General features: G+C 65.5%; 19 protein-coding genes and 1 tRNA gene. 4 read left to right on the top strand and 16 right to left on the bottom strand.

Annotated features, from left to right (window positions below):
- Positions 1–64: 64 nt before the first annotated feature.
- Genes ACN9MB_RS08650 through ACN9MB_RS08640 form a run of 3 tightly spaced genes read left to right on the top strand, consistent with a single transcriptional unit; the run spans position 65 to position 2688 of the window.
- Positions 65–517 (top strand): MarR family winged helix-turn-helix transcriptional regulator, encoded by a 453-nt coding sequence (locus tag ACN9MB_RS08650; RefSeq protein WP_204635587.1) that lies wholly within the window; start codon positions 65–67, stop codon positions 515–517.
- Positions 514–2061, top strand: a complete 1548-nt coding sequence (locus ACN9MB_RS08645) for an MDR family MFS transporter (RefSeq protein ID WP_426271507.1) — start codon at positions 514–516, stop codon at positions 2059–2061. Before ACN9MB_RS08650 ends, ACN9MB_RS08645 begins: the two co-directional genes overlap by 4 nt.
- A 9-nt stretch (positions 2062–2070) precedes the next feature.
- Positions 2071–2688 (top strand): DUF998 domain-containing protein, encoded by a 618-nt coding sequence (locus ACN9MB_RS08640; protein ID WP_426271506.1) that lies wholly within the window; start codon positions 2071–2073, stop codon positions 2686–2688.
- Positions 2689–2784: 96 nt separating this feature from the next.
- Here ACN9MB_RS08640 and ACN9MB_RS08635 read toward each other — a convergent pair whose 3' ends face one another.
- Positions 2785–4677, bottom strand: coding sequence for an HAL/PAL/TAL family ammonia-lyase (locus ACN9MB_RS08635; protein ID WP_426271505.1), 1893 nt, complete (start codon positions 4675–4677; stop codon positions 2785–2787).
- An 87-nt stretch (positions 4678–4764) separates the two neighbouring features.
- Complete coding sequence (gene hisS, locus ACN9MB_RS08630; RefSeq protein WP_204635583.1) at positions 4765–6150, bottom strand: histidine--tRNA ligase; 1386 nt, start codon at positions 6148–6150, stop codon at positions 4765–4767.
- Positions 6151–6349: 199 nt separating this feature from the next.
- Between hisS and ACN9MB_RS08625 the strand changes: the two genes are divergently transcribed.
- Positions 6350–6426: transfer RNA gene (locus tag ACN9MB_RS08625), tRNA-Pro, on the top strand.
- Positions 6427–6510: 84 nt separating this feature from the next.
- Here ACN9MB_RS08625 and ACN9MB_RS08620 read toward each other — a convergent pair.
- The 14 genes from ACN9MB_RS08620 to ACN9MB_RS08555 form a co-directional block, all read right to left on the bottom strand.
- The gene (locus ACN9MB_RS08620) at positions 6511–7323 is read right to left on the bottom strand and encodes a ferritin-like domain-containing protein (protein ID WP_426271504.1); all 813 of its coding nucleotides are present in this window, start codon (positions 7321–7323) and stop codon (positions 6511–6513) included.
- Positions 7324–7418: 95 nt separating this feature from the next.
- Positions 7419–8894 (bottom strand): amidophosphoribosyltransferase, encoded by a 1476-nt coding sequence (gene purF / locus ACN9MB_RS08615; protein WP_426271503.1) that lies wholly within the window; start codon positions 8892–8894, stop codon positions 7419–7421.
- A gap of 16 nt (positions 8895–8910) precedes the next feature.
- Positions 8911–9516, bottom strand: a complete 606-nt coding sequence (locus tag ACN9MB_RS08610) for a CvpA family protein (protein ID WP_426271502.1) — start codon at positions 9514–9516, stop codon at positions 8911–8913.
- Between the two features lie 41 nt (positions 9517–9557).
- Positions 9558–10613 carry an SPOR domain-containing protein gene (locus ACN9MB_RS08605; RefSeq protein WP_426271501.1) on the bottom strand — a complete coding sequence of 352 codons (1056 nt, stop codon included), beginning with the start codon at positions 10611–10613 and terminating at the stop codon, positions 9558–9560.
- Positions 10614–10674: 61 nt separating this feature from the next.
- Positions 10675–11967 (bottom strand): bifunctional tetrahydrofolate synthase/dihydrofolate synthase, encoded by a 1293-nt coding sequence (folC, locus tag ACN9MB_RS08600; RefSeq protein WP_426271500.1) that lies wholly within the window; start codon positions 11965–11967, stop codon positions 10675–10677.
- Between the two features lie 10 nt (positions 11968–11977).
- Positions 11978–12574 carry a GNAT family N-acetyltransferase gene (locus ACN9MB_RS08595; protein ID WP_204635577.1) on the bottom strand — a complete coding sequence of 199 codons (597 nt, stop codon included), beginning with the start codon at positions 12572–12574 and terminating at the stop codon, positions 11978–11980.
- A gap of 3 nt (positions 12575–12577) precedes the next feature.
- Positions 12578–12985 carry a ketosteroid isomerase-related protein gene (locus ACN9MB_RS08590; protein WP_426271499.1) on the bottom strand — a complete coding sequence of 136 codons (408 nt, stop codon included), beginning with the start codon at positions 12983–12985 and terminating at the stop codon, positions 12578–12580.
- 87 nt (positions 12986–13072) lie between these two features.
- Positions 13073–13231, bottom strand: coding sequence for a hypothetical protein (locus ACN9MB_RS08585; RefSeq protein ID WP_426271498.1), 159 nt, complete (start codon positions 13229–13231; stop codon positions 13073–13075).
- Positions 13232–13330: 99 nt separating this feature from the next.
- A complete protein-coding gene (locus tag ACN9MB_RS08580) occupies positions 13331–15589 on the bottom strand; it encodes a heavy metal translocating P-type ATPase (protein WP_426271497.1) in 2259 nt (752 codons plus the stop codon).
- 134 nt (positions 15590–15723) lie between these two features.
- Entirely contained in the window at positions 15724–16149 is a 426-nt protein-coding gene (locus ACN9MB_RS08575; RefSeq protein ID WP_426271496.1) for a MerR family transcriptional regulator, read from the bottom strand.
- Between the two features lie 121 nt (positions 16150–16270).
- The gene (locus tag ACN9MB_RS08570) at positions 16271–16825 is read right to left on the bottom strand and encodes a hypothetical protein (RefSeq protein ID WP_426271495.1); all 555 of its coding nucleotides are present in this window, start codon (positions 16823–16825) and stop codon (positions 16271–16273) included.
- A gap of 188 nt (positions 16826–17013) precedes the next feature.
- On the bottom strand, positions 17014–18294 hold the full coding sequence (locus tag ACN9MB_RS08565; RefSeq protein WP_426271494.1) for a GTP-binding protein: 1281 nt from the start codon (positions 18292–18294) through the stop codon (positions 17014–17016).
- A gap of 65 nt (positions 18295–18359) precedes the next feature.
- Complete coding sequence (locus ACN9MB_RS08560; protein ID WP_426271493.1) at positions 18360–19088, bottom strand: DUF3299 domain-containing protein; 729 nt, start codon at positions 19086–19088, stop codon at positions 18360–18362.
- Positions 19088–20344 (bottom strand): ABC transporter permease, encoded by a 1257-nt coding sequence (locus ACN9MB_RS08555; protein ID WP_426271492.1) that lies wholly within the window; start codon positions 20342–20344, stop codon positions 19088–19090. The genes ACN9MB_RS08560 and ACN9MB_RS08555 overlap by 1 nt, the downstream gene beginning before the upstream one ends.
- Positions 20345–20347 lie beyond the last annotated feature (3 nt).

Below are 20347 nucleotides of genomic sequence, written 5' to 3'. Positions count from 1 at the left end.
CCAAGCCGGGCCATCCGGGTTAAATTAGATAGGTAGCCTACCTATTTAATGACCCAAGCCCCGCATGAGCCCATCCGCCGACAGCGACGCGCGAGCACTGGCCGAACAGCTACGGTCGGCGTTGCGGCGGCTGTATCGCCAGCTGCGCCGGCACGCGGTCGACCAGGACATGTCGCCGCTGCACCTGCCGCTGCTGGTGCAGATCGTGGAGAACCCGGGCATCGGCGTGGGCGAACTGGCCCGGCTGGAGAACCTGCGCAGCCCCACCGTGACCGGTCACATCAACAGCATGGTGGCCGCCGGCCTGGTGAAGCGCACCGAGCCCGCCGCGGGCGACCGGCGTCGTGTAGGCCTGATGGCCACGACGCACGGGCTCGCGCTCATCGACTCCAAACGCAAGCGGCGCACCGACCAGTTGGTGAAAGCGCTGATGCAACTCCCGCCTTCTTCGCGCGCCGCCCTGTGGGCCGCGGTCCCTGCCTTGAACGACCTCGAACTCAACGACATCGACGCATGAGCACTCCCAGCGCCACCGTCACTGCCACCACGCAGGCGACCCATCCACCCACTGAGCTGGAAATCCGCCGGGTCTTTGCCGGGCTGGTGATCGTGCTTGCGCTCGGCGCCATCGACCAGAGCATCGTCGCCACCGCGCTTCCCCGCATCGTCAGCGACCTGGGCGGCATCAGCCATTTGTCGTGGGTGGTGACCTCGTACGTGCTGGCGTCCACGGCCACCATGCCGCTGTACGGCAAGCTGAGCGATCAGTACGGCCGCAAGCCGGTGCTGTACTTCGCCATCTTCATGTTCCTGCTCGGCTCCGTGCTGTGCGGCGCGGCGCGCAACCTGGTCGAGCTGATCGTGTTCCGCGCGATCCAGGGCATTGGCGCGGGCGGCCTGCTGCCGCTGGCGCAGATCATCATCGGCGACATGGTGCCGCCTACCCAGCGCGGGAAGCGGCAAGGCGTGGTGGCCGGCATCTTCGCGCTGTGCAGCGTGGTGGGTCCGGTGATCGGCGGCGTCATCACCGACGTGCTGTCGTGGCATTGGATCTTCTTCGTCAACCTGCCGGTGGGCGCGGTGGCCTTCGTGATCATCAGCCGCACGCTCCGGCAATACACGCCGCTGCACGCGCGGCGCATCGACTATCTCGGCTCGCTGCTGATGACCACCTGCACGATTGCGTTGCTGCTGGTGCTGACGCTCGGCGGCGGCGAATGGCCGTGGCTGTCGATGCCGATCATCGCACTCAGCGCATTCGCATTGGTCACCGGCGTGATGTTCGTGCGGCACGTCAAGCACGAACCCGAACCCGTGCTGCCATTGGACCTGTTCCACAATCGCCTGTTCGTGATCGCCAGCATCGTGATGGCGCTGACCTTCATGGGCCTGATGGGCGCGAGCCTGTTCTTCCCGCTGTTCTTCCAGCTGGTGATGGGCGTGAGCCCTGCCCGCTCCGGCGTACTCACCGGTCCGATGACGATGGGCATCGCGCTGTCCGCGCTGTTCAACGGACGCGTGCTGATGCGCGCCGGACGCTACAAGCCCACCGTGGTGGCGGGGCTGGCCGTGGCCACGATGTCCTTCGGCGTGCTGGCGTGGAGTGCGGCGACTGCGCAAAGCCTCTATATCATCGAACCCTCGATCTTCGTGCTCGGCCTTGGCCTCGGTCTGGTGATGCCCAACGTGACGATTGCCGTGCAGAGTGCGCTTGCGCCGATTCATCGCGGCGTCGGCACGGCTACGTTGACGTTCTTCCGTTCGCTGGGCGGACTGGTCGGCGTGGCGGGTTCCGGCGCCATCCTCGCGTGGCAGCTGCGCGGCCATGTCGCCGCCACGATGCCTACCGCCGCCATGACGCCCGAGGGTGGCGGCATGGCCAACCATCCGCTGCTGCACCAGGTGACGAATGCGGCGGTGATGGTCTATCGCCACGCCATCGCCTCGACGTTCACCGTCGGCGCCTGCATCGTGGCCTGCGCATTCGTGCTGATCCTGCTGCTGCCCGAAGTGCCGCTGAGCGATCATCACCACGCCGCCCCGGCACCCGCTGCCGACTAAGGGCATCGGATGAGCGCGCCCCATCGAAGCAGGCCACTTGCATTCGCTGCATGCTGGATCGCTTTCGTCGCCCTGGTGTTCGCGCTCACGGCCGGCGTGCTGCAGTGGACACGCGCGGACCTGGACCCGATCGCCATGCCGCTCAGCGCGTATCTGCGCGGTCCCGGCGGAGGCTGGTTGCGCGCTGCGTACTACCTGATGGCCAGCGCGCTGGCGTGTCTTGCATGGGCAGGTTTCCGAGGCATGCAACCCGCCGGGCCCAGCGGACTGGCGAGCGCTTTGTTTCTCGTCGCCGCGCTCGCGCTACCGGTGGTGGCCGTCACCGTGTTGTACGAGCACACGCCGCAGGAAGAACTCGCCCGCCTGATCCACGGCCTGGCCGCGCAGACGACCTTCCTGTGCCTCGTGATGGGCATGCTGCTGCTCTCGTCACGATGGCTGCACGATGCGCGGATGCGGGTCGGCCGCAACGCCGGAGTCGTGCTGGCGTCGCTGGCCTTCGTGCAGATGTGGGTGCTGGCGTTGTGGAAAGGCCTGCCGCCTGGGCTGACGCAGAAGGCGTTGATCGTGTTGATTCTGCTGTGGCTGGGGTGGATCGCGCGGCAGCTGTGGCGAGCGAGTCGCTAGATTGAGTCGCGCACAGGGTGCGCTCCCACAAGGGAGTCTCGAGACCCCTGTGGGAGCGCACCCTGTGCGCGACTCGGTTCGCGAGAGCCTCTGATCTTACGGAGCAAAAACCCGCTGCCGCACCAGCTCGCACACCGTGCGCACATCACCATCCATGGCGCGATCGCGCGCCATGAAACCGATCCGCTTGCGCAATGCATCGTGCGCCTTGCGCACCGCTTCGCCCGCGTGGAAATCACCCACGTTGGCCAGCGCCGCGGTCAGCTGCTGCACTTCCTCGACGAACTGCGCATGGTGCGCATGGCCCTCGCGCGGCGCGTTGGACACCTTGCCGGCCAAGGCCTGCCAGTCGCCCTTGGCGGCCAGGCGGCAGGCGGCGTTGAGCATGGCCTGGCGGAAATCCAGCGCCTGCGCCGCGGTGTACAGCTCCAGCGCCAGCACGTAGCTGAGGTCTTCCATCATCTCCAGCACGTGACGCGCCTCGTTGGCGCCCATCGACACGTGGTCTTCGGCGTTCGCGCTGGTGGGCACCGAGTAGACGCTGGCCGGATGCGCGCGCGTGGCCAGATCGTTCACCAGCGCGGCGGCGGTGTACTGCACGATCATGAAACCGGAGTCGGTGCCGTCCTCGTTGCCGGTGAGGAACGCCGGCAGGCCGTCGTTGGTCGCCGGGTCCACCAGCTTGTTGAGGCGGCGCTCGGAGATCGAAGCCAGCACGGGAATCGCTGCCTTCACGTAGCTCATGGCCAGCGCCAGCGGCATGCCGTGGAAGTGGCCCGCCGAGATCACCTGCTCCTCGATGAACTGCGCATCTTCCGCATCCGGGAAGATCAGCGGATTGTCGGTGACCGCATTGAGTTCCACGTCGATCACGCGGCAGGCCTGGGCCCAGGCATCGCGCACGGCGCCATGCACCTGCGGCATGCAGCGCAGGCAATAGGCATCCTGCGGCTGGTGCTTCTTGCCGCCCTTGAATGGCAGGAAGCGTGCGTAGAACGCTTCGCGACCGTGACGCTGGTTGGCCGGCACCCAATCCCAGCCGATGTCGAAGGTCAGGGCCTGATCGGACGGATCGGTCCACGCTTCGGCCGACCACGACTTGAAGCGCGGCACCAGGTGATACGGAATATCGACCAGCGTGCTGCCCGCCAGCAGTTCGCGCACGTGCGCGGCCGCCTCGACCTGCCCCGGATGCGGACGCAGCGCGTGCACTTCGGGGCGCAACGCGCCGCTACGTCCGGCGAAGGCGTCGAGCGTCATCGCTGCGGCGAGATCGGCCAGCTCCAGCAGATGTTCGAGTTCGTCCAGCGCCAGCGCAGCCGTGGCGAGCATCTGCGCCGTGCCATTGTTGAGCGCAAGACCTTCCTTGAAGGACAGGCGGATCGGCGTCAGACCAGCTCGCTTGAGTGCTTCCGCACCCGGCAGGCGTTCGCCTTGATAGAACGCTTCGCCGCCACCCAGCAGCACGATGGCCAGATGCGAGAGCGGCGCAAGGTCGCCACTGGCGCCCACTGAGCCCTTCTCCGGCACCACCGGCACGATGCCGGCGTTGAGCATCACGGTCAGCGCCTTCAAGGTTTCCACACGAATGCCCGAGTGGCCGCGCATCAGCGTGTTGATGCGGATCACCAGCATCGCGCGCACCACTTCCGGCGCAAACGGCTTGCCCACGCACACCGCATGCGTGGTGATCAGGTTGTGCTGCAGCTCTTCCAGCAGCGTGCCTTCGGGCTTGTCGGGATTGCCGCCCGGCAGTTCATCGCGCAGACGGTGCGCGCCCAGCAGCTTGTCGGCATTGCTGCCGAAGCCGGTGGTGACGCCATAGGTAGGTTCGCCGCAACTCACCTTGTCGGCGAGGAAATCGGCCGCGCGCTGCACGCGCTTCAGCTGCGTGTCGTCGAGCTCCACGTGCAGACCCTGGCGAGCCACCGCCACCAGTTGATCGCGCGTGAGGCTGTTGCCGTCCAGGAGTATGGTCTTTGCGGTCATGCTTGGCTCCAGCCCGGACGGGCCGTCTGTCGATGTCAGCCGCCGCGCCTCACGGCTGCGGCGGCAGGTGATGTAAGCGAACCGCGCTCAGGCGCTGATTTCGGCCTGCGCCAGTTCCACACGCAAGGTCTTGATGAGGTCGGCGCGCGACACTTCGAACTGATCCTCGCGGCGCAGATCCTTCACCGTCACCACACCCTTGGCCAACTCGTCTTCGCCCAGCACGATCACGAAGCGGATGCCCGCGCGATCGGCGTACTTGAACTGCTTGCCGAGCTTGCCTCCATCGAGCACCACTTCCGTAGCGATGCCCGCGCCACGCAATTCGCTGGCCACGGCGAGATACGCCGGCAACTGCGCCGCATCCATCTGCGTCACCAGCACATCGACCGTGCTGCGTGCGGTACCGATCAGGCCGGCATCGCGGAGTTGCCAGTAAAGGCGGGTCAGACCGATGGAAATGCCCACGCCCGGCAGGTGCGACTTGGTGTACTGGCCGGCAAGATTCTCGTAGCGGCCACCGGAGCAGATCGAGCCGATCTGCAGATGGTCGTTGAGCGTGGTCTCGTAGACGGTGCCGGTGTAGTAATCCAACCCGCGCGCGATCGACAGGTTCAGCGCGTAATGCGTTTCGGGCACGCCGAACGCGTGGATCAGCTGCAGCACTTCCTTCAGCTCCGCGCGGCCCTGCTCCATTGTTTCCGGGCCGGGGCCGAGCGCGTCGAGCTTGTCCAGCGCATCCTGCAGCGAGCTGGAACGCACTTGCACGAAGTCGAGGATCTTCTGCGCCGTGTCCGCACTCAGGCCAAACGATTCGCCGGTCAGCGTGTCGCGCACATAGTCGGCGCCGCGCTTGTCCAGCTTGTCCACTTCGCGCAGCACCAGCGTCTGCTGCTCGCCGTCGGTGACGCCCAGGCTTTCGAAGAAGCCGCGCATCAGCTTGCGGTTGTTGAGCTGGATGGTGAACGCGCCGATGTTCAGTTCGCGGAACACGCTGTAGATCACTGCGGGCAGCTCGGCGTCGTAGCGCACCGATAGGCTGTCTTTGCCGATCACGTCGATGTCGCACTGGTAGAACTCGCGGAAGCGGCCGCGCTGGGCGCGCTCACCGCGATACACGCGCTGCATCTGGTAGCGACGGAACGGAAACGAGAGATCGTGCTCGTGTTCGGCCACGTAGCGGGCCAGCGGTACGGTGAGGTCGAAGCGCAGCGCCAGTTCGGGCACGCCGTCGTTCTTCTCGGCATTCGCCAGTGCGCCGGTGGATTGCACGAAATACACCTGGCGCTCGGTTTCACCGCCCGTCTTGGTGAGCAGCACGTCGGAGAATTCCATCACCGGCGTTTCCACCGGCAGAAAGCCGAAGCGCTCATAGTTGCGGCGGATCACGTCGAGCATGCGCTGGAACGCGATCTGGTCGAGCGGCAACAGCTCGAGCACGCCGGGCATGGTGCGGGCCTGGGTAAGCGCCATGAAGTCCTCTGCTTAGCGGGGTGAAAAGCGTCGGCCAGCACGGCTTGGCGGCCGGTCCGACATAGCCCTATAGGTTAGCAGAAGGCCGCCCCCGACCCTCCTCACACGCGCTGCGACAGCGCCTGGCACGCGTGTGACGAAAATTTTTCACGCAAGTGTTGCCAAGCTTTGGAGGTGTCATTAAGATACGCGGCTCCCACGGGGTGTAGCTCAGCCTGGTAGAGCGCTACGTTCGGGACGTAGAAGTCGCAGGTTCGAATCCTGTCTCCCCGACCAAAAATTCGATGAAAAAGCCGGCCCAGTGCCGGCTTTTTTATTGCCCGATGGCCAGGTTGCGCGCAGACAGCGTGCGCGCAGCGATCAGGACAGCAAGGCAAGCTCGGCCAGGCGATCCAGTTCCTCGCTGTCGAAACCCGCCTGCAGTCGCGCCGGCCGGTTGAACGGGCCGCGCAGCTGGCGCCCCATGTATTCGCGCAGCAGATCGAGGAAGGTTTCGCGGGGATCGAGGCCATCGCGCTCGCAGCAGTGATGGAACCAGCGCGTGCCCGCTGCCACGTGCGCCACTTCCTCGCGCAGGATCACTTCGAGAATGGCCACGGTGCGCTCGTCGCCGACCGACAACAGGCGTTCGATCATCCCCGGCGTCACGTCCAGGCCGCGTGCCTCCAGCACGCGCGGCACCAGCGCCATCCGCGCGGTGTCGTGGTGCGCCGTCTTCTCGGCCATTTCCCACAGCCCATTGTGCGCGTCGAAATCGCCATAGACGTGCCCCAGCTCGGCAAGCCGTTCCGACAGCATGGCGAAGTGGCGAGCCTCGTCGTGCGCGCAGCTGGCCCAGTCGCGGTAGTAATCGAGCGGCTTCCCGCGAAAACGGTAGACCGCATCCCAGGCGAGGTTGATCGCGTTGAACTCGATGTGCGCCACGGCGTGCACGAGTGCGGCCCGGCCTTCGGCGGAGCCCAGGCCACGGTGTGGGACCTGGCGTTGCGGCACCAGGCGCGGCAACGCGGGGCGGCCTGGCGCGGCGATGGGTTCGGGTGTGGGCGACGGGTCGTGCGGAAGCAGTTCGCCAGCGAGAAACGCTGCCCAGGTCGCATGCGTGAGACGCAGCTTCTCCGCGGGATCGGTGGCGTCGAGGCAGCGTTTGGCCGCAGCGTGGAGGTCGTCGGTCATAGAGGAAACACTGTAGGAGCGCACCCTGTGCGCGACAACCTGACGGAGCGGAGCATCCATGCCCCGCGGTCGCGCACAGGGTGCGCTCCTACAAGTTAGGCGCTGCGGCGCGCCGCCTTGGCATCATCCGAACGCAGCATCTCGATCTGCTGCAGGTACTGCTTGTCCAGGCCGGTCACGTACTCGCCGGAGAAGCACGAGGTGTCGAAGTGCTTGAGGTTCTCGTTGCCGTCCTGCACCGCCCACACCAGGTCCTTGAGGTCCTGGTAGATCAGCCAGTCGGCGCCGAGCACCTTCTCCACTTCCTTCTCGGAATGACCGGAAGCCACCAGCTCGGATGCGGCCGGCATGTCGATGCCGTACACGTTCGGGTAGCGCACCGGCGGCGCGGCGGAGGCGAAGTACACGTTGCGCGCGCCGGCCTCGCGGGCCATCTGGATGATCTGGCGCGAGGTGGTGCCGCGCACGATGGAGTCGTCCACCAGCAGCACGTTCTTCTTGCGGAATTCCAGCTCGACCGGATTGAGCTTGCGGCGCACGGATTTCACCCGCTCGCCCTGCCCCGGCATGATGAAGGTGCGGCCGATGTAGCGATTCTTGACGAAGCCCTCGCGGAACGGCACGCCCAGCGCCTCAGCCAGCGCGGAAGCCGCGGTGCGCGCGGTGTCGGGGATCGGGATCACCGCCTCGATGCCGTGGTCCGGGCGCTCGCGCAGGATCTTCTCCGCCAGCTTCTGGCCCATGCGCAGACGCGCCTTGTACACCGACACGTTCTCTATCATCGAGTCCGGACGGGCGAGATAGACGTATTCGAAGATGCACGGCGCATGCGTGGCGCCCTCGGAGCAATGACGCGCATGCAGCTGGCCATCGTCGGTGATGATCACGGCTTCACCCGGGTCCAGGTCGCGCAGACGCTTGAAGCCCAGGATATCCAGCGCCACCGACTCGGACGCCACGGCGTATTCGCGGCCCTCGGCCGTCACGCGCTCGCCCAGCACCAGCGGACGGATGCCGTTGGGATCGCGGAAGGCCAGCAGGCCGTAGCCGAGCACCAGCGCGATGCACGCATAGCCACCGGCCGCGCGCTGATGCACGCCGGCCACGGCCTTGAAGATGTGGTCGGGCGTGAGCGCCATGCGATCCTGGATCTGCAGCTCGTGCGCGAGCACGTTGAGCAGCACTTCGGAATCGGAATCGGTGTTGATGTGGCGGCGGTCGTCTTCGAACATCTCGCGGCGCAGCTGTTCGGTGTTGACCAGGTTGCCGTTGTGCGCGAACGCGATGCCGTAGGGCGAGTTCACGTAGAACGGCTGCGCCTCGGCCGAACCTTCGGAACCGGCCGTGGGATAGCGGCAATGACCGATGCCGATACGGCCGCGCAGGCCGCTCATCGAGGTCTGGTTGAACACGTCGCGCACCAGGCCGTTGCCCTTGTGCAGGCGCAGGCGCGCGCCATCGACCGTGGCAATGCCGGCGGCGTCCTGGCCACGGTGCTGCAACACGGTCAAACCGTCATAAAGTGACGCGGCGACCTCACTGGTGCCGACGATGCCGATGATTCCGCACATGGTTTGAAAGCCTGTATTAGAAAGTCGCTGCCGGAGCGGCCGTGGTTGCGGTCGCAGGATGGGTTTCATGTCCAGTCGCTGGCGAAGCGCCTGGCATGCCCGCTGGCAAGGCGGGTAAATGGTCCAGCAGGGGCTGCGGATTGAGGTAGTGACGGACGTTGTCCGGCACGCGCTCACCCAGCCACGCAGCCATTCCCTTGAACTGCGGCAATAACGCCGAATCGTGCCACCAGGGATCGCGCGTGAACGCGGTAAACCCGAGCAGGAACACCGCCAGCGTCACCAGCAGCACGCCGCGCACGAAACCGAACACCATGCCAAGCAGGCGGTCGGTGCCGGACAGCCCGGTACTCTCCACCAGCTTGCTCACCACGAAGCGCAGCAGCGCTCCCAGAATCAACACGACGATGAAGCAAAGGCCGTAACCCACCAGGATCCGGGCCGAGGGCAGCTGGATACTGTGTTCGAAATACGCCGCCACGCTGGGCCCGTAGGTCCAGGCCACCCAGAACGCCACCACCCAGATGGCCAGCGCCAACACCTCGGAAATGAGGCCGCGCCACAGGCCAATCAAGACCGAGACGCCCAGTACGGCAAGAATGATGTAGTCGGCCCAATTCACCGGGTCACCTTACCGTCGCTGGTTCAGGTTGAAGTCGAAGTTCACGGAGCGGTGACGACGTTGCCGTCCACGCCCAGCTTGCTCTTGATCTGGTCGCGGACGCGCACGGCGTCGGCACGCTGGGTCTGCGGACCCGCACGCACGCGCCACAGCTGCTTGCCGTTCGCATTGACCGTATCCACGTAGCCATCGAAGCCGTTCGCGCGCAGTTTGTCGCGCAGCGCGTTGGCATCGTTCTGGCTGCCCATGGCGGCCACCTGCACGGCCCAGCCACCGGGACGCGATGCGGGCGCCGCGGCGGTATTCGCCGCAGGCGTGGCCGGCTTGGCCGCCGGTACATCGTCCTGCGCGGGCGTGGAAGCACTGCCTTCCAGGCGTGCCGGCGCACCCGGAATGGTCTGGGTGATCTTCAGGCGTGCCGCCTCGGCGGCGGCGCGGGATTCGAACGGGCCGGCCGTCACCATGGTCAGCTGCTTGCCGCCCTGGTTGATGGTGCGACCCGCGGCCGGATAACCCAGGCCACGCACGCGCTGGATCAGGCTCTGGGCGCTGGCGCTCGACGCATAGGCGCTGAGATTGAGCGAATACGAACCATGGGCCGCGGTGGCCGGCGGCAAAGCCGGCGGCGCCTGGCTCGGAATCGCCGGCGTCGTGGCCGGCTTGGTGTTGGTCGTGGCCGTGGTGCCCGCGGCAGCCTTGCCCTGCACCGGAATCACCGGCTGGGCGGCGCTGGAACCCGGGCGCGTCACCGTGGTCGGCTCGGGCTTCTGCCCCGCGGTCGGATCGATTTCCACGTCCTTGGGACGGTTGGAACCGATGTTCACCGTGGCCAGCTGGTCGCTCGAACCCACCGGCGCGGCCGTCGCCGCCGGCGTGGGCACGGCCGGCTTGGGCGCGGGCGCTGCCGAGGTGGCCGGCGCCGCACCGGGCGTCAGGCTCATGGTCTTGGTCTGCAGATCGCGGTCGGGAGCCGGCGGGATCGCCAGGCTCACCGTTTCGTCGCCACTGGTGGCCGGCGGGTTGCTGGAGATGAACATCGGCACGAACAGCACAGCCAGCGCGATGAGAACAGCAGCTCCCAGCAGACGTGTTTTCAAGACGGACTCCAAGCGGGCGGGGATGCGAGAACGGGGCGATTATAGCCGGCCCAGCCGCCGCTCAGGCCGAATCCCCGCCAGCCGATTCAGCAAGCACCGCCGCGGCGACGAAAAACGAGCCAAAAGCGAGCACGCATTCGCCGGGCCCGGCTGAAGCACGCGCCGCTCTCAGGGCACTGCCGACATCGACGTGGGCATCGTATGGGGCCTCGGGCAGCACCGCAGCGAGTTGCCCGGCGAGTGCGTCGGCGGAGAGTCCGCGCGGCGTGTCCTTGTCCAGCCCAGCCAGATGCCAGTAGGCGATGCGCACTCCCAACGCCTGCATCACGCCCGCCACGTCCTTGTCGGACAGGGCGCCGTACACGGCATGCACGCGAACGCCGGGGCGCGCGTCCAGCCATTCGGCCAGCGCACGCGCGGCCTGAGGGTTGTGGCCCACGTCGACCACCAGCGCGGGATCGCCACCCAACACCTGCAACCGGGCCGCCACCCGCGCCGAGCGCACGCCGAGAGCTGCCGCGGCGGCAAGATCTTTCGTCGCCAACGCGGCGTCCACTTGCTGCAGCCCGTGGAATGCCGCGATGGATGCTGCGGCATTGGCGTATTGCACGGGCGCGGCCAGCGTTGGATCGGGCAGCGACAGGACGGTGCCATCGCGGTGGCGCCACTGCCAGCCAGTCGAAGCGCGTTCGGTGGTGAAATCCACCCCGGCCCGCTCGATCGCCGCGCCGATGCCTTCCAGTGCCTGCAAAAGGCCAGCCGGTGGCTCCGGCTCGCCGATCACCGCCAGGCGCCCTGCCCGTGCAATGCCGGCCTTCTCCACGCCGATGCTGTCGCGGTCCGGACCCAGCCAATCCATATGGTCGAGATCGATGGTGGTGATCACGGCGATGTCGGCATCGATGATGTTCACCGCGTCCAGCCGACCACCCAGGCCCACTTCGAGCACGGCCACGTCCAAGCCGGCGCGCGCAAACAGATCCAGCGCAGCCAGCGTGCCGAACTCGAAATAGGTCAGCGGGATCTCGCCGCGTGCCGCCTCGATGCGTTCGAAACTGGCGACCAGTGCCTCGTCGTCCGCATCATGGCCATCGATACGAATGCGTTCGTTGTAGCGCAGCAGATGCGGCGAGGTGTAGCAGCCCACGCGCTGGCCGGCCGCGCCGAGCATGGCTTCCAACATCGCCACGGTCGACCCCTTGCCGTTGGTGCCGCCCACGGTGATCACGCGGCGCGCCGGCGCGGGTGCGCCCATGCGTTCCCACACGGCGCGCACGCGCTCGAGGCCCAGCTCGATGCTGCGCACGTTCACGCGTTCCTGGTACGACAGCCATTCGTCGAGAGTGCGGGTCATGGGCAGAGTTTCATGCATCCAGGGGGCGTAGCCAGAAACGCAGGCGATGGGAGGAAGGCGCCGGGGCATCGATCTCGGTCCAGTCCAGCTCGCAGAACATGTTGTCCTGGCGGTGGTAGCCGCGCTTGTTCCAGAACACGTCGTTGGGGCGATAACCGGCGGGCTGGCGCGCATCGTTGCCCGCGCGCTCGACCGCACAGAACGCTGTCCAGCGATAACCGCCGAGGGACCGCGCGTAATGCTCGCGAGCATCGAAGAACCGATGGCCGAGGCCCTGCCCGCGATACGCAGGCAACAACACCGACTCGCCAAAGTAATAGACCTCGTCCAGCACCATGCCACGCTCGACGAACGGCTGCTGGATGGCGGGCACCTCGTCGGCCAGCGCCATGCCGGTCGAGCAGCCGACCACCTCGTCGCCATCGAGCGCCAGCACGAACACGCTGCGGCGCGAACGCGCATAGGCCTCGAGATAGCGCTGCTCGTAGGCCATGTCGCCGTCGTACAGATACGGATAATCGCGGAACACCGCGATGCGCAGGCGCGCCAACGCGTCCAGGTGCGGCCTGACCGCTTCGCCGACGCTGGTGAGGATGCGCACGCTCATCGTTTAGCCGCCCGACACCTGGGCGATCCAATCCTGCAGGTTGTAGTAGTTGCTGATGCGCGCGATGCGGCCGTCGCGGATCTCGAAGAACGCGCCGCCCGGCAGCACGTAGCGCTGGCCATGGGCAGGCGGCAGTCCTTCGTCGTCGGCAAAGTATTGTCCGTGCACCACATACTCGGCGGCAGCACGGTTTCCGTCCGCGCTCACCATCGGCACGATATCGTGCAGCTGCTCGCGATAGCAGCGGTTCATCCGTTGCAGGAAACTGCGGAACGTGTCGCGACCGCTCTCGCGGTGTCCCTGATTGATGTCGTGCGCCACGTCATCGGTCAGGCAATCGAGCATGGCCTCCCAATCGCCGCGATTGAACGCGTCGTAGTAGCGGGCGATCAAGTCGATGCTGGGGGACATGGCGGCATCCGGCGGGGCAAGGGGCGCACAGCTTAAAGCATGTGCCGCCCGCTTGATCGCGCCCTGCCCGTCATACCGGCCTCTACTTCAGAAATGCACACCGGTGGCGCGCAACGCCCAGTACATGCCGAATGCCGTCCAGAACATTTTCTTCAGCGCCTTGCCGGCGAGCCAGGCCACCAGCAGGCCCATCAGCAGGGGCATGTGCTTTTCCAGGGTACTGCGCGTGTCGTTGATGACGTTCATGATGAAGTTCTCCCCGCACCCCATCGGTGCGGGGAGAATCATCCGTCCCGCCACGCGGCCAAGGCAGGGAGCGGCGTCAGCCATCGCAGGTGACAAGCATCACACCCGGCGCAACCTCAACGCATTGCCCACCACCGACACCGACGACAGGCTCATGGCCAGGGCCGCCACCATCGGCGACAGCATCACGCCCAGCCAGGGATACAGCAGGCCCGCCGCCAATGGCACGCCCACCGCGTTGTAGACAAAGGCAAAGAACAGGTTCTGGCGGATATTGCGAACCGTGGCCCGCGAAAGCGCGAGCGCCCGCACGATGGCGCTCAACTCGCCCTTCACCAGTGTCACCTGCGCGCTCTCCATGGCGACATCGGTGCCGTTGCCCATCGCGATGCCGACATCGGCTGCCGCCAGCGCCGGGGCGTCGTTGATGCCGTCGCCGGCCATGGCCACCCGATGGCCTTGCCGCTGCAGCCGCTGGATCACTTCCGCCTTTTCGGCCGGCGACATGTCGGCATGCACTTCGTCGAGATCCAGCGCACTGGCCACGGCGCCCGCGGTGGCCAGGTTGTCGCCGGTGAGCATGACGATGCGCAATCCCTGCGCTCGCAGGTCGAACAGCGCCTGCGGCGTGCTGGGCTTGATCTTGTCTGCCACGGCGATCAGGCCTTCGAGCGCGCCATCGATGGTTAGAAACATCACGGTAGCGCCCTCGCCGCGCAGCGCGTCCGCGCGTGCCGCCGCTTCGTCGTCAAGCGGTACGCAGGCATTGGACAGCAGCCGGTGGTTGCCCAGCGTCACCGCATGCCCGTCGACCTCGCCTTCCACGCCGGCGCCGGTCACGCTGCGAAATTGCGAGGCCTGTGGCAGCGCGATGCCCTCCGCTTCCGCACCTCCGACAATGGCGCGTGCCAGTGGATGCTCGCTGAGGCGCTCCAATGCCGCTGCCATCGCGAGCAACTCGGCGCGCGGTACGTCGCCAAGACTCACCACGGCTTTCAGCGCCGGTTTGCCTTCGGTGAGTGTGCCGGTCTTGTCGACCACCACGGTGTCGATGGCACGCAGCGACGCGATCGCCGCTGCATCGCGGAACAGCACGCCGCTCTGCGCTCCTCGGCCACTGGCCACCATGATGGAAATGGGCGTGGCCAGTCCGAGTGCGCACGGACAGGCGATGATCAGCACCGACACCGCCGCGACCAGTGCATAGGAAAAGCGCGGCTCGGGTCCGAGCCAGCTCCACAGCACGAAGGCCAGCACCGCCACCGCGACCACCGCCGGAACGAACCACGCAGCGACGCGATCGGCCAGGCGTTGCAACGGCGCCTTGCTGCGTTGGGCCTGTGCCACCAGGGCAACGATCTGCGCCAACATGGTGCGCGCGCCCACCCTATCCGCGCGCATCAGCAAGGCGCCATCCTGGTTCACGGTGCCACCGGTCACGCGCTCGCCACTGGACTTGCCCACGGGCAACGGCTCGCCGGTGAGCATGGATTCGTCCACATGGCTGCTGCCGTCGAGCACCACGCCATCGACCGGCACTTTTTCGCCGGGACGCACGCGCAACGTATCGCCGGCATGCACGGCATCGAGCGGGACATCGTGTTCGCTACCGTCGGCTTCAATGCGCCGCGCTGTCTTCGGCGCCAGACCCAGCAAGGCCTTGAGCGCCGCCCCGGTACGACGGCGTGCACGCAGTTCGAGGAAATCGCCCAGCGTCACCAGCGTAACTATCACCGCCGCCGACTCGAAGTACACGCCCACCCGGCCGTGCATATCGCGGAAACCGGCAGGAAACAACGACGGCGCGATGAAGGCGACAGCGCTGTAAAGCCACGCCACACCCGTACCCAGCGCGATCAGCGTGTACATGTTCGGCGACCATGGCCTGAGCGAATGCCAACCGCGCGCAAAGAACGGAGCGCCGCCCCACAGCACTACTGCCGTGGCCAACACGGCTTCGCCCCACACCGCCACGCGATCCCATGGCGACGGCAGATGCCAGCCGAACAGATGCGCCCCCATCGCGAGCAGGAACACCGGCAGCGTCATCGCGGCAAGCGCCCAGAACCGGCGCGACATGGCGCGCAATTCGTGGCCATCGTCCTCGTCGAGGCTGGGCATCATCGGTTCCAATGCCATGCCGCACTTCGGGCAATGGCCGGGACCGATCTGCTGCACTTCCGGATGCATGGGACAGGTGTAGACGGCGCCTTCGATCACGGGCGCCGGTTCGGCTGACGGCTGGAGGTAACGTGCAGGTTCGGCGAGAAATTTCTCCTTGCAACGTTGCGCGCAGAAGTAAAACGTCTCGCCGTGGTGTTCGGCCTCATGCTTGGCGTGGACGGGATCCACGGTCATGCCACATACCGGATCATTGGCGAGGACGACATGTTGGTGATGCGCAGACGTTTCCGCTTGCCCCGCGCAGCACGACGATGCCGTTGGCGAAACAGGCTCGGCTTTGGCGCTGCAGCAGGCGTGCTCATCCGCGCTCATGCGTCGCCCTCCTGTTCGGTGAGCGCCTTGAGGATGGGACACTGATCCGGCGAACCATGCCCCGGACACGCCTCGATCAACTGCTCCAAACCGTCGCGCACGCGGCTGAGTTCCGCGATGCGTTCGTCGATGGCAGCCAGCCGCGCCTCCGCACGCTCCTTCACCGCTTTCACGCCCCGCTGGCGATCCGCCGAAAGCGCTAGCAGATCGCGGATCTCCTCCAGCGTAAAACCAAGATCCTTCGCGCGCCGGATAAAGCGAAGCTGCCGCACCGCCCCTTCGTCGTAACTTCGATAGCCCGACGCCCGCCGCAACGGCTCGGGCAACAAGCCCTCGCGTTCGTAATAACGAATGGTATCGATCGCCACGCCGACGCGCCGGGCGACGGCTCCAATGGTCATGGGGGTGCTGGACGTGTTCATGACGCCAAGTCTAGACCTTTGATCAAGGTCCAGAGTCAAGCCTTGGTTGGCGTGGCTTCTTGTCCAGGGCCTTTAGTTTGGCCTTCGGACGGCTAACAGGCGCGGTGCCGTGAAGCCCTGGTTACTGGCATGTAAGAGGCAGCCCATCGACGACATGCTGAATATCGGTGGCAGCCTGCTCGGGCATCGCGCCTTCGCTATGGCACACATGGAGGATCGCTGCCCGTGCGTTGCGGCGAAGGCCAGTGCATTGCCATGCGCGTACGTCATCTAACGGCAGCTTTGCGTAGACAACGGTGATGCAGCTGTCGGCCACTCGCTGCTCCAAGTCCGGGCCACGCTCCTCAGGTCCCCCGACCAAAGCAGGCGTAAAGTAACTTTCCGGGAACGCGCGCACGTAAGATTCCGGGTCCAGCACGCTGCTATAAGCGCCAATGCGCAGTGCCAAAGGCTGCGTACAGTTGGCGCGCTCCACGATCGCATTCACTATGTGACCGATGTCGCGCCGAAGGCTTTCAGGGTACGGATCCGCTCCGCCGCCTGCGGACAGCACAGGCAGATGCGCAATAACCGCCATTCGCGGCAAATCGTGGGCACGCGAAGGTTCGCAGCGTCCACGCAGGGTAGCCATGGTGAGGAAGATCACATCGTTGGCTATGCTCTCGTTCTCCTGCATGCGTGCGCCCACCCGAGCAGCCTCAGCACCGGTGGTTACGACCGGCACTGCAGAACGTCTCAGGGAAGCCGCTGCCGGCACCTCGGGAAGCGACGAGGTGGATGCGACCTTCCGAACGTTCGACTCGATGACGCATACCCCGAGAACAACCGCTGCAGTGACAAGTCCCGCGGCGAGCATCCAGCGCTTCATCGCGTAGCAGGCGACCAGCTCGGAAACGGATCAGGCAAGCTTTGCCAGGCCACGGCGCCGCGAACGAGTTCCTGGTCGGTGAGCAGGCAAGCATCGAGCTCAGCGCGCACCTCAGCCTCAGGCAAGTCGACGCCAATCAAGACCAGCTCCTGGCGGCGATCACCATAAAGGGGGTCCCATATTTTGAGCAGGGCCTGGCGCTGAGCCGCATTCGGCAGTTCGTTCGCGTCTGGCGGATCGACCCCCAGGTCTTTTTTGTCGAACGGGCCATGCTGGCCCTGCCGCACGCGCTTGCGGCTCGCCCACCACTGCCCCGCCAGGGTCACCTCCGTGGCTCCGCCAGCCACGGCCAGGTTGCCGACGCCATCCATGCGCGACGCCAGCCAGAAGTAGCCCTTCGCGCGAAGCACTCCCGGGATCCCGCGATTGAGGAGTGCATGCAAGCGCTTCGGGTGAAACGGTCGCGTGGAGCGGTAGACGAAACTGGTGATTCCGTATTCTTCCGTTTCGGGCGTATGCACGCCCATCAGCTCTTTTACCCAGCCAGGTGCCGTCTTGGCCTTGTCGTAATCGAACAAACCCGTGTTCAGTATCTGGGCCAGATCGATTTCGCCGTACGTTGCGTCCACCAACCTCGCGTCGCGATTGAGAGCGCGAAGAACTTTCCGCACGTTGCGATGTTCCAGTTCATCGAGTCGATCGCACTTGTTGATGACGATAACGTCGGCGAACTCGACCTGTTCGGTGAGCAAGTTGACCAGCGAGCGGCCATCCTCGTCGCCGTTGGATTCGCCACGCGCCGCGAGCGAATCGGCGGAGCAAAAGTCTGCAAGGAAGTTGCGCCCGTCGACCACCGTGACCATGGTGTCAAGACGAGCCACATCCGACAACGAAAAGCCCGACTCGTCGCGCACGTGGAACGTGGCTGCAACGGGAAGTGGCTCACCAATACCGGTCGACTCGATCAACAAGTAATCGAAACGGCCTTCGCCAGCAAGACGCTTCACCTCGTTCATCAGGTCGTCGCGAAGCGTGCAGCAGATGCACCCATTTGAAAACTCGACGAGCTTTTCGTCCGTTCGACTGAGATTGGCGTCACCATCGCGTATGAGCGAGGCGTCGATGTTCACTTCGCTCATGTCGTTGACAATGACGGCCACACGCCGTCCATCGCGATTCGTCAATACATGGTTGAGCAAGGTGGTCTTTCCGGCACCGAGGAATCCGGAAAGGACGGTCACGGGTAGCGGCTCGCGCCGCGATTCAAGGGGAAGCACAGATCAGGTTCCTGTGGTCTTGGACGGTCCAGTCGACGCAGAGAGAAGAGGAACTGGATACTTTTTTACTCGAAGGCCTGGCGAAGCCGCTCAGCGTCCGAATCGTTTTCGTGATAAGCGCCGAGCGACGCGTCGGCCATGCCATAGGCGGAGGCGGCCATCGCGTTTTGCGTAACCTCGGTGTGCAACACGCCCCGAAGCGTGAGCGGGTCATACAGGCTGGGCGTGTCGATGCCTTTGGCGAGCTTTACATGGATGAGCATGTTCGGTGGCGGCGGCGGCACATGGATGCAGGCGCCATAGAACGGCACGAAGAAAAACTCCACCATCTTGCCGTCATTGTCGGACTCAAGCGGTACGACATAGCCCGACAGCTTGACCTTCTGGTTGTTGAGCGCCTCCACCGTGTGCAGGGTGCCAACCTGTTTCATGCGCTGGTTGCCGACATGCAACACCGGCGGTGCGTTCTCCAACGTCTTGATGTCTTCGGGCGGGACCATGTGACTCCAGTCAAGGTCGGCGTAGCCGTTTTCGTCACGCAGGCCGAGCAGCGGGGAGTCCGACGTGGACACGGCTTTAGATGAGCCGTGCGCGGCATCGAACGCTCGGGCTGCTTCGATACCGTTGGCTTGCGCTTCGGTGCGCGCGGCACGATCGGCATCGGCTACGGCTTGCGCCGAGGCGACCGCCGATGTCGTAGCACTGGCTGGTGCAGGCGAGCCCGCATCATTGGCTCCGCCACACGCTGAGAGCGCAGCGGCCACTATGGCAATCAAGAGAACTTGAGCTTTCATCAGAGGCGTACCTGAAGACCGTCGGCGAGCGAACGGCGATAAGCAATCCAACCCGGAATGCATCCGGCCAGCGATCCCAAGGCAAGCACGACCACGAGCAGCAGCCATTCACCCGGCGCCGGGTTCTGGTCGATGACCAGGCCCGCAGTAGCCAGGAGATAGTTGTGGGCAACGGCCGTGGTGGCATCGAGCAAGACAACGCCCGCGATCATGCCGGCGGCCGTCAGGAGCGTGCTCTCCATGACCAGAAGTGCGAACACGGTGCGGGTGGAGGCGCCGACGGCGCGCAACACGGCCATTTCCCGGCGCCGCTCACCAAGCATGCCGAGCAGTGCGGTAAGCATCCCGGACATGCCCACGAGCAGGACCATCGCACTGACCACGCGCAAAGCACTTTCGGCCGTGCCGACCAGATGCCACAACTCGCCCAAGGCCACCCCGGGCAGCACCGCCAACAAGGGCTCTTCGGGGTAGTCATTGATGGCGCTTTGAACCGCGAAGGCGGAGAGCCGCGAATGCAGGCCCACGAGCGTCGCGGTGATGGCCTTGGGAGTCAGGTCCATGTGGCGCGCTTGCTCCGCCGATGCCTCCATGCCCGGCAACCGAATGCCCGAGTGCCAATCGACATGGATGGCTTCGATAGCTTCCAGACTCACGGCAATCGATGCGTCCACGGGTGTACCGGTGGGCGCCAACACGCCGCTGACACGAAACGGCTTATCCGCATGCGTGGCCAGGTTGGCTCCGCCCAAACCGTGCGACAGGACGATCCGGTCACCCACCTTGTAGCGCAACTGGCGCGCCACCTCTGAACCGATGACCGCGTCGTACAGATCTGAAAAGGGCTGGCCGCTGGCAAAGGCCAATGCGTTGCCGCGCCCATAATGGTAGTGGACGAAAAAGTCGCTGTTCGTTCCCGTAACGCGAAATCCCCGGTGCGAATCGCCGAGAGACAGCGGCACAGTCCAGGCGACTTCGGGCATCGCCCGAATGTCCTGATAGCTCTTCCAGGTGATGTTGTTGGTGGCCTCGCCCACATGGAAGATCGAGTAAAGCAGCAAGGTGACCGGGCCGCTGCGCGCACCCACCAGGAGGTCAGTTCCCGACACGGTGCTGGCGAATCCAAGCCGGGCGTCGGTCCGCACGCGTTCGACGCCGAGCAGCAGAAACACGCTCAATGCCACGGTGAAGACGGTGAGCGCCACGCCGGCCTTTCGCTGGCGCATACTCTTGAGCGTCAAGGAAAGCAACCTCATGAT

The organism is Dyella kyungheensis (assembly GCF_049913195.1).
GTDB classification, from domain to species: Bacteria; Pseudomonadota; Gammaproteobacteria; order Xanthomonadales; family Rhodanobacteraceae; genus Dyella; species Dyella kyungheensis.
The sequence above is the reverse complement of the archived record's forward strand: the minus strand, read 5'-3'. Positions and strand labels throughout refer to the sequence as shown.

Excerpts from the sequence above, each read along its gene's own strand:
- folC (WP_426271500.1), bottom strand. The coding sequence starts at position 11,967 with ATGACCCGCACTCTCGACGAATGGCTGTCGTACCAGGAACGCGTGAAC.
- purF (WP_426271503.1), bottom strand. The coding sequence starts at position 8,894 with ATGTGCGGAATCATCGGCATCGTCGGCACCAGTGAGGTCGCCGCGTCA.
- ACN9MB_RS08580 (WP_426271497.1), bottom strand. The coding sequence starts at position 15,589 with ATGACCGTGGATCCCGTCCACGCCAAGCATGAGGCCGAACACCACGGC.
- ACN9MB_RS08650 (WP_204635587.1), top strand. The coding sequence starts at position 65 with ATGAGCCCATCCGCCGACAGCGACGCGCGAGCACTGGCCGAACAGCTA.
- ACN9MB_RS08590 (WP_426271499.1), bottom strand. The coding sequence starts at position 12,985 with ATGTCCCCCAGCATCGACTTGATCGCCCGCTACTACGACGCGTTCAAT.
- ACN9MB_RS08645 (WP_426271507.1), top strand. The coding sequence starts at position 514 with ATGAGCACTCCCAGCGCCACCGTCACTGCCACCACGCAGGCGACCCAT.
- ACN9MB_RS08560 (WP_426271493.1), bottom strand. The coding sequence starts at position 19,088 with ATGAAAGCTCAAGTTCTCTTGATTGCCATAGTGGCCGCTGCGCTCTCA.
- ACN9MB_RS08620 (WP_426271504.1), bottom strand. The coding sequence starts at position 7,323 with ATGACCGACGACCTCCACGCTGCGGCCAAACGCTGCCTCGACGCCACC.
- ACN9MB_RS08585 (WP_426271498.1), bottom strand. The coding sequence starts at position 13,231 with ATGAACGTCATCAACGACACGCGCAGTACCCTGGAAAAGCACATGCCC.
- hisS (WP_204635583.1), bottom strand. The coding sequence starts at position 6,150 with ATGGCGCTTACCCAGGCCCGCACCATGCCCGGCGTGCTCGAGCTGTTG.
- ACN9MB_RS08595 (WP_204635577.1), bottom strand. The coding sequence starts at position 12,574 with ATGAGCGTGCGCATCCTCACCAGCGTCGGCGAAGCGGTCAGGCCGCAC.
- ACN9MB_RS08570 (WP_426271495.1), bottom strand. The coding sequence starts at position 16,825 with ATGCAGGAGAACGAGAGCATAGCCAACGATGTGATCTTCCTCACCATG.
- ACN9MB_RS08640 (WP_426271506.1), top strand. The coding sequence starts at position 2,071 with ATGAGCGCGCCCCATCGAAGCAGGCCACTTGCATTCGCTGCATGCTGG.
- ACN9MB_RS08635 (WP_426271505.1), bottom strand. The coding sequence starts at position 4,677 with ATGACCGCAAAGACCATACTCCTGGACGGCAACAGCCTCACGCGCGAT.
- ACN9MB_RS08575 (WP_426271496.1), bottom strand. The coding sequence starts at position 16,149 with ATGAACACGTCCAGCACCCCCATGACCATTGGAGCCGTCGCCCGGCGC.
- ACN9MB_RS08555 (WP_426271492.1), bottom strand. The coding sequence starts at position 20,344 with ATGAGGTTGCTTTCCTTGACGCTCAAGAGTATGCGCCAGCGAAAGGCC.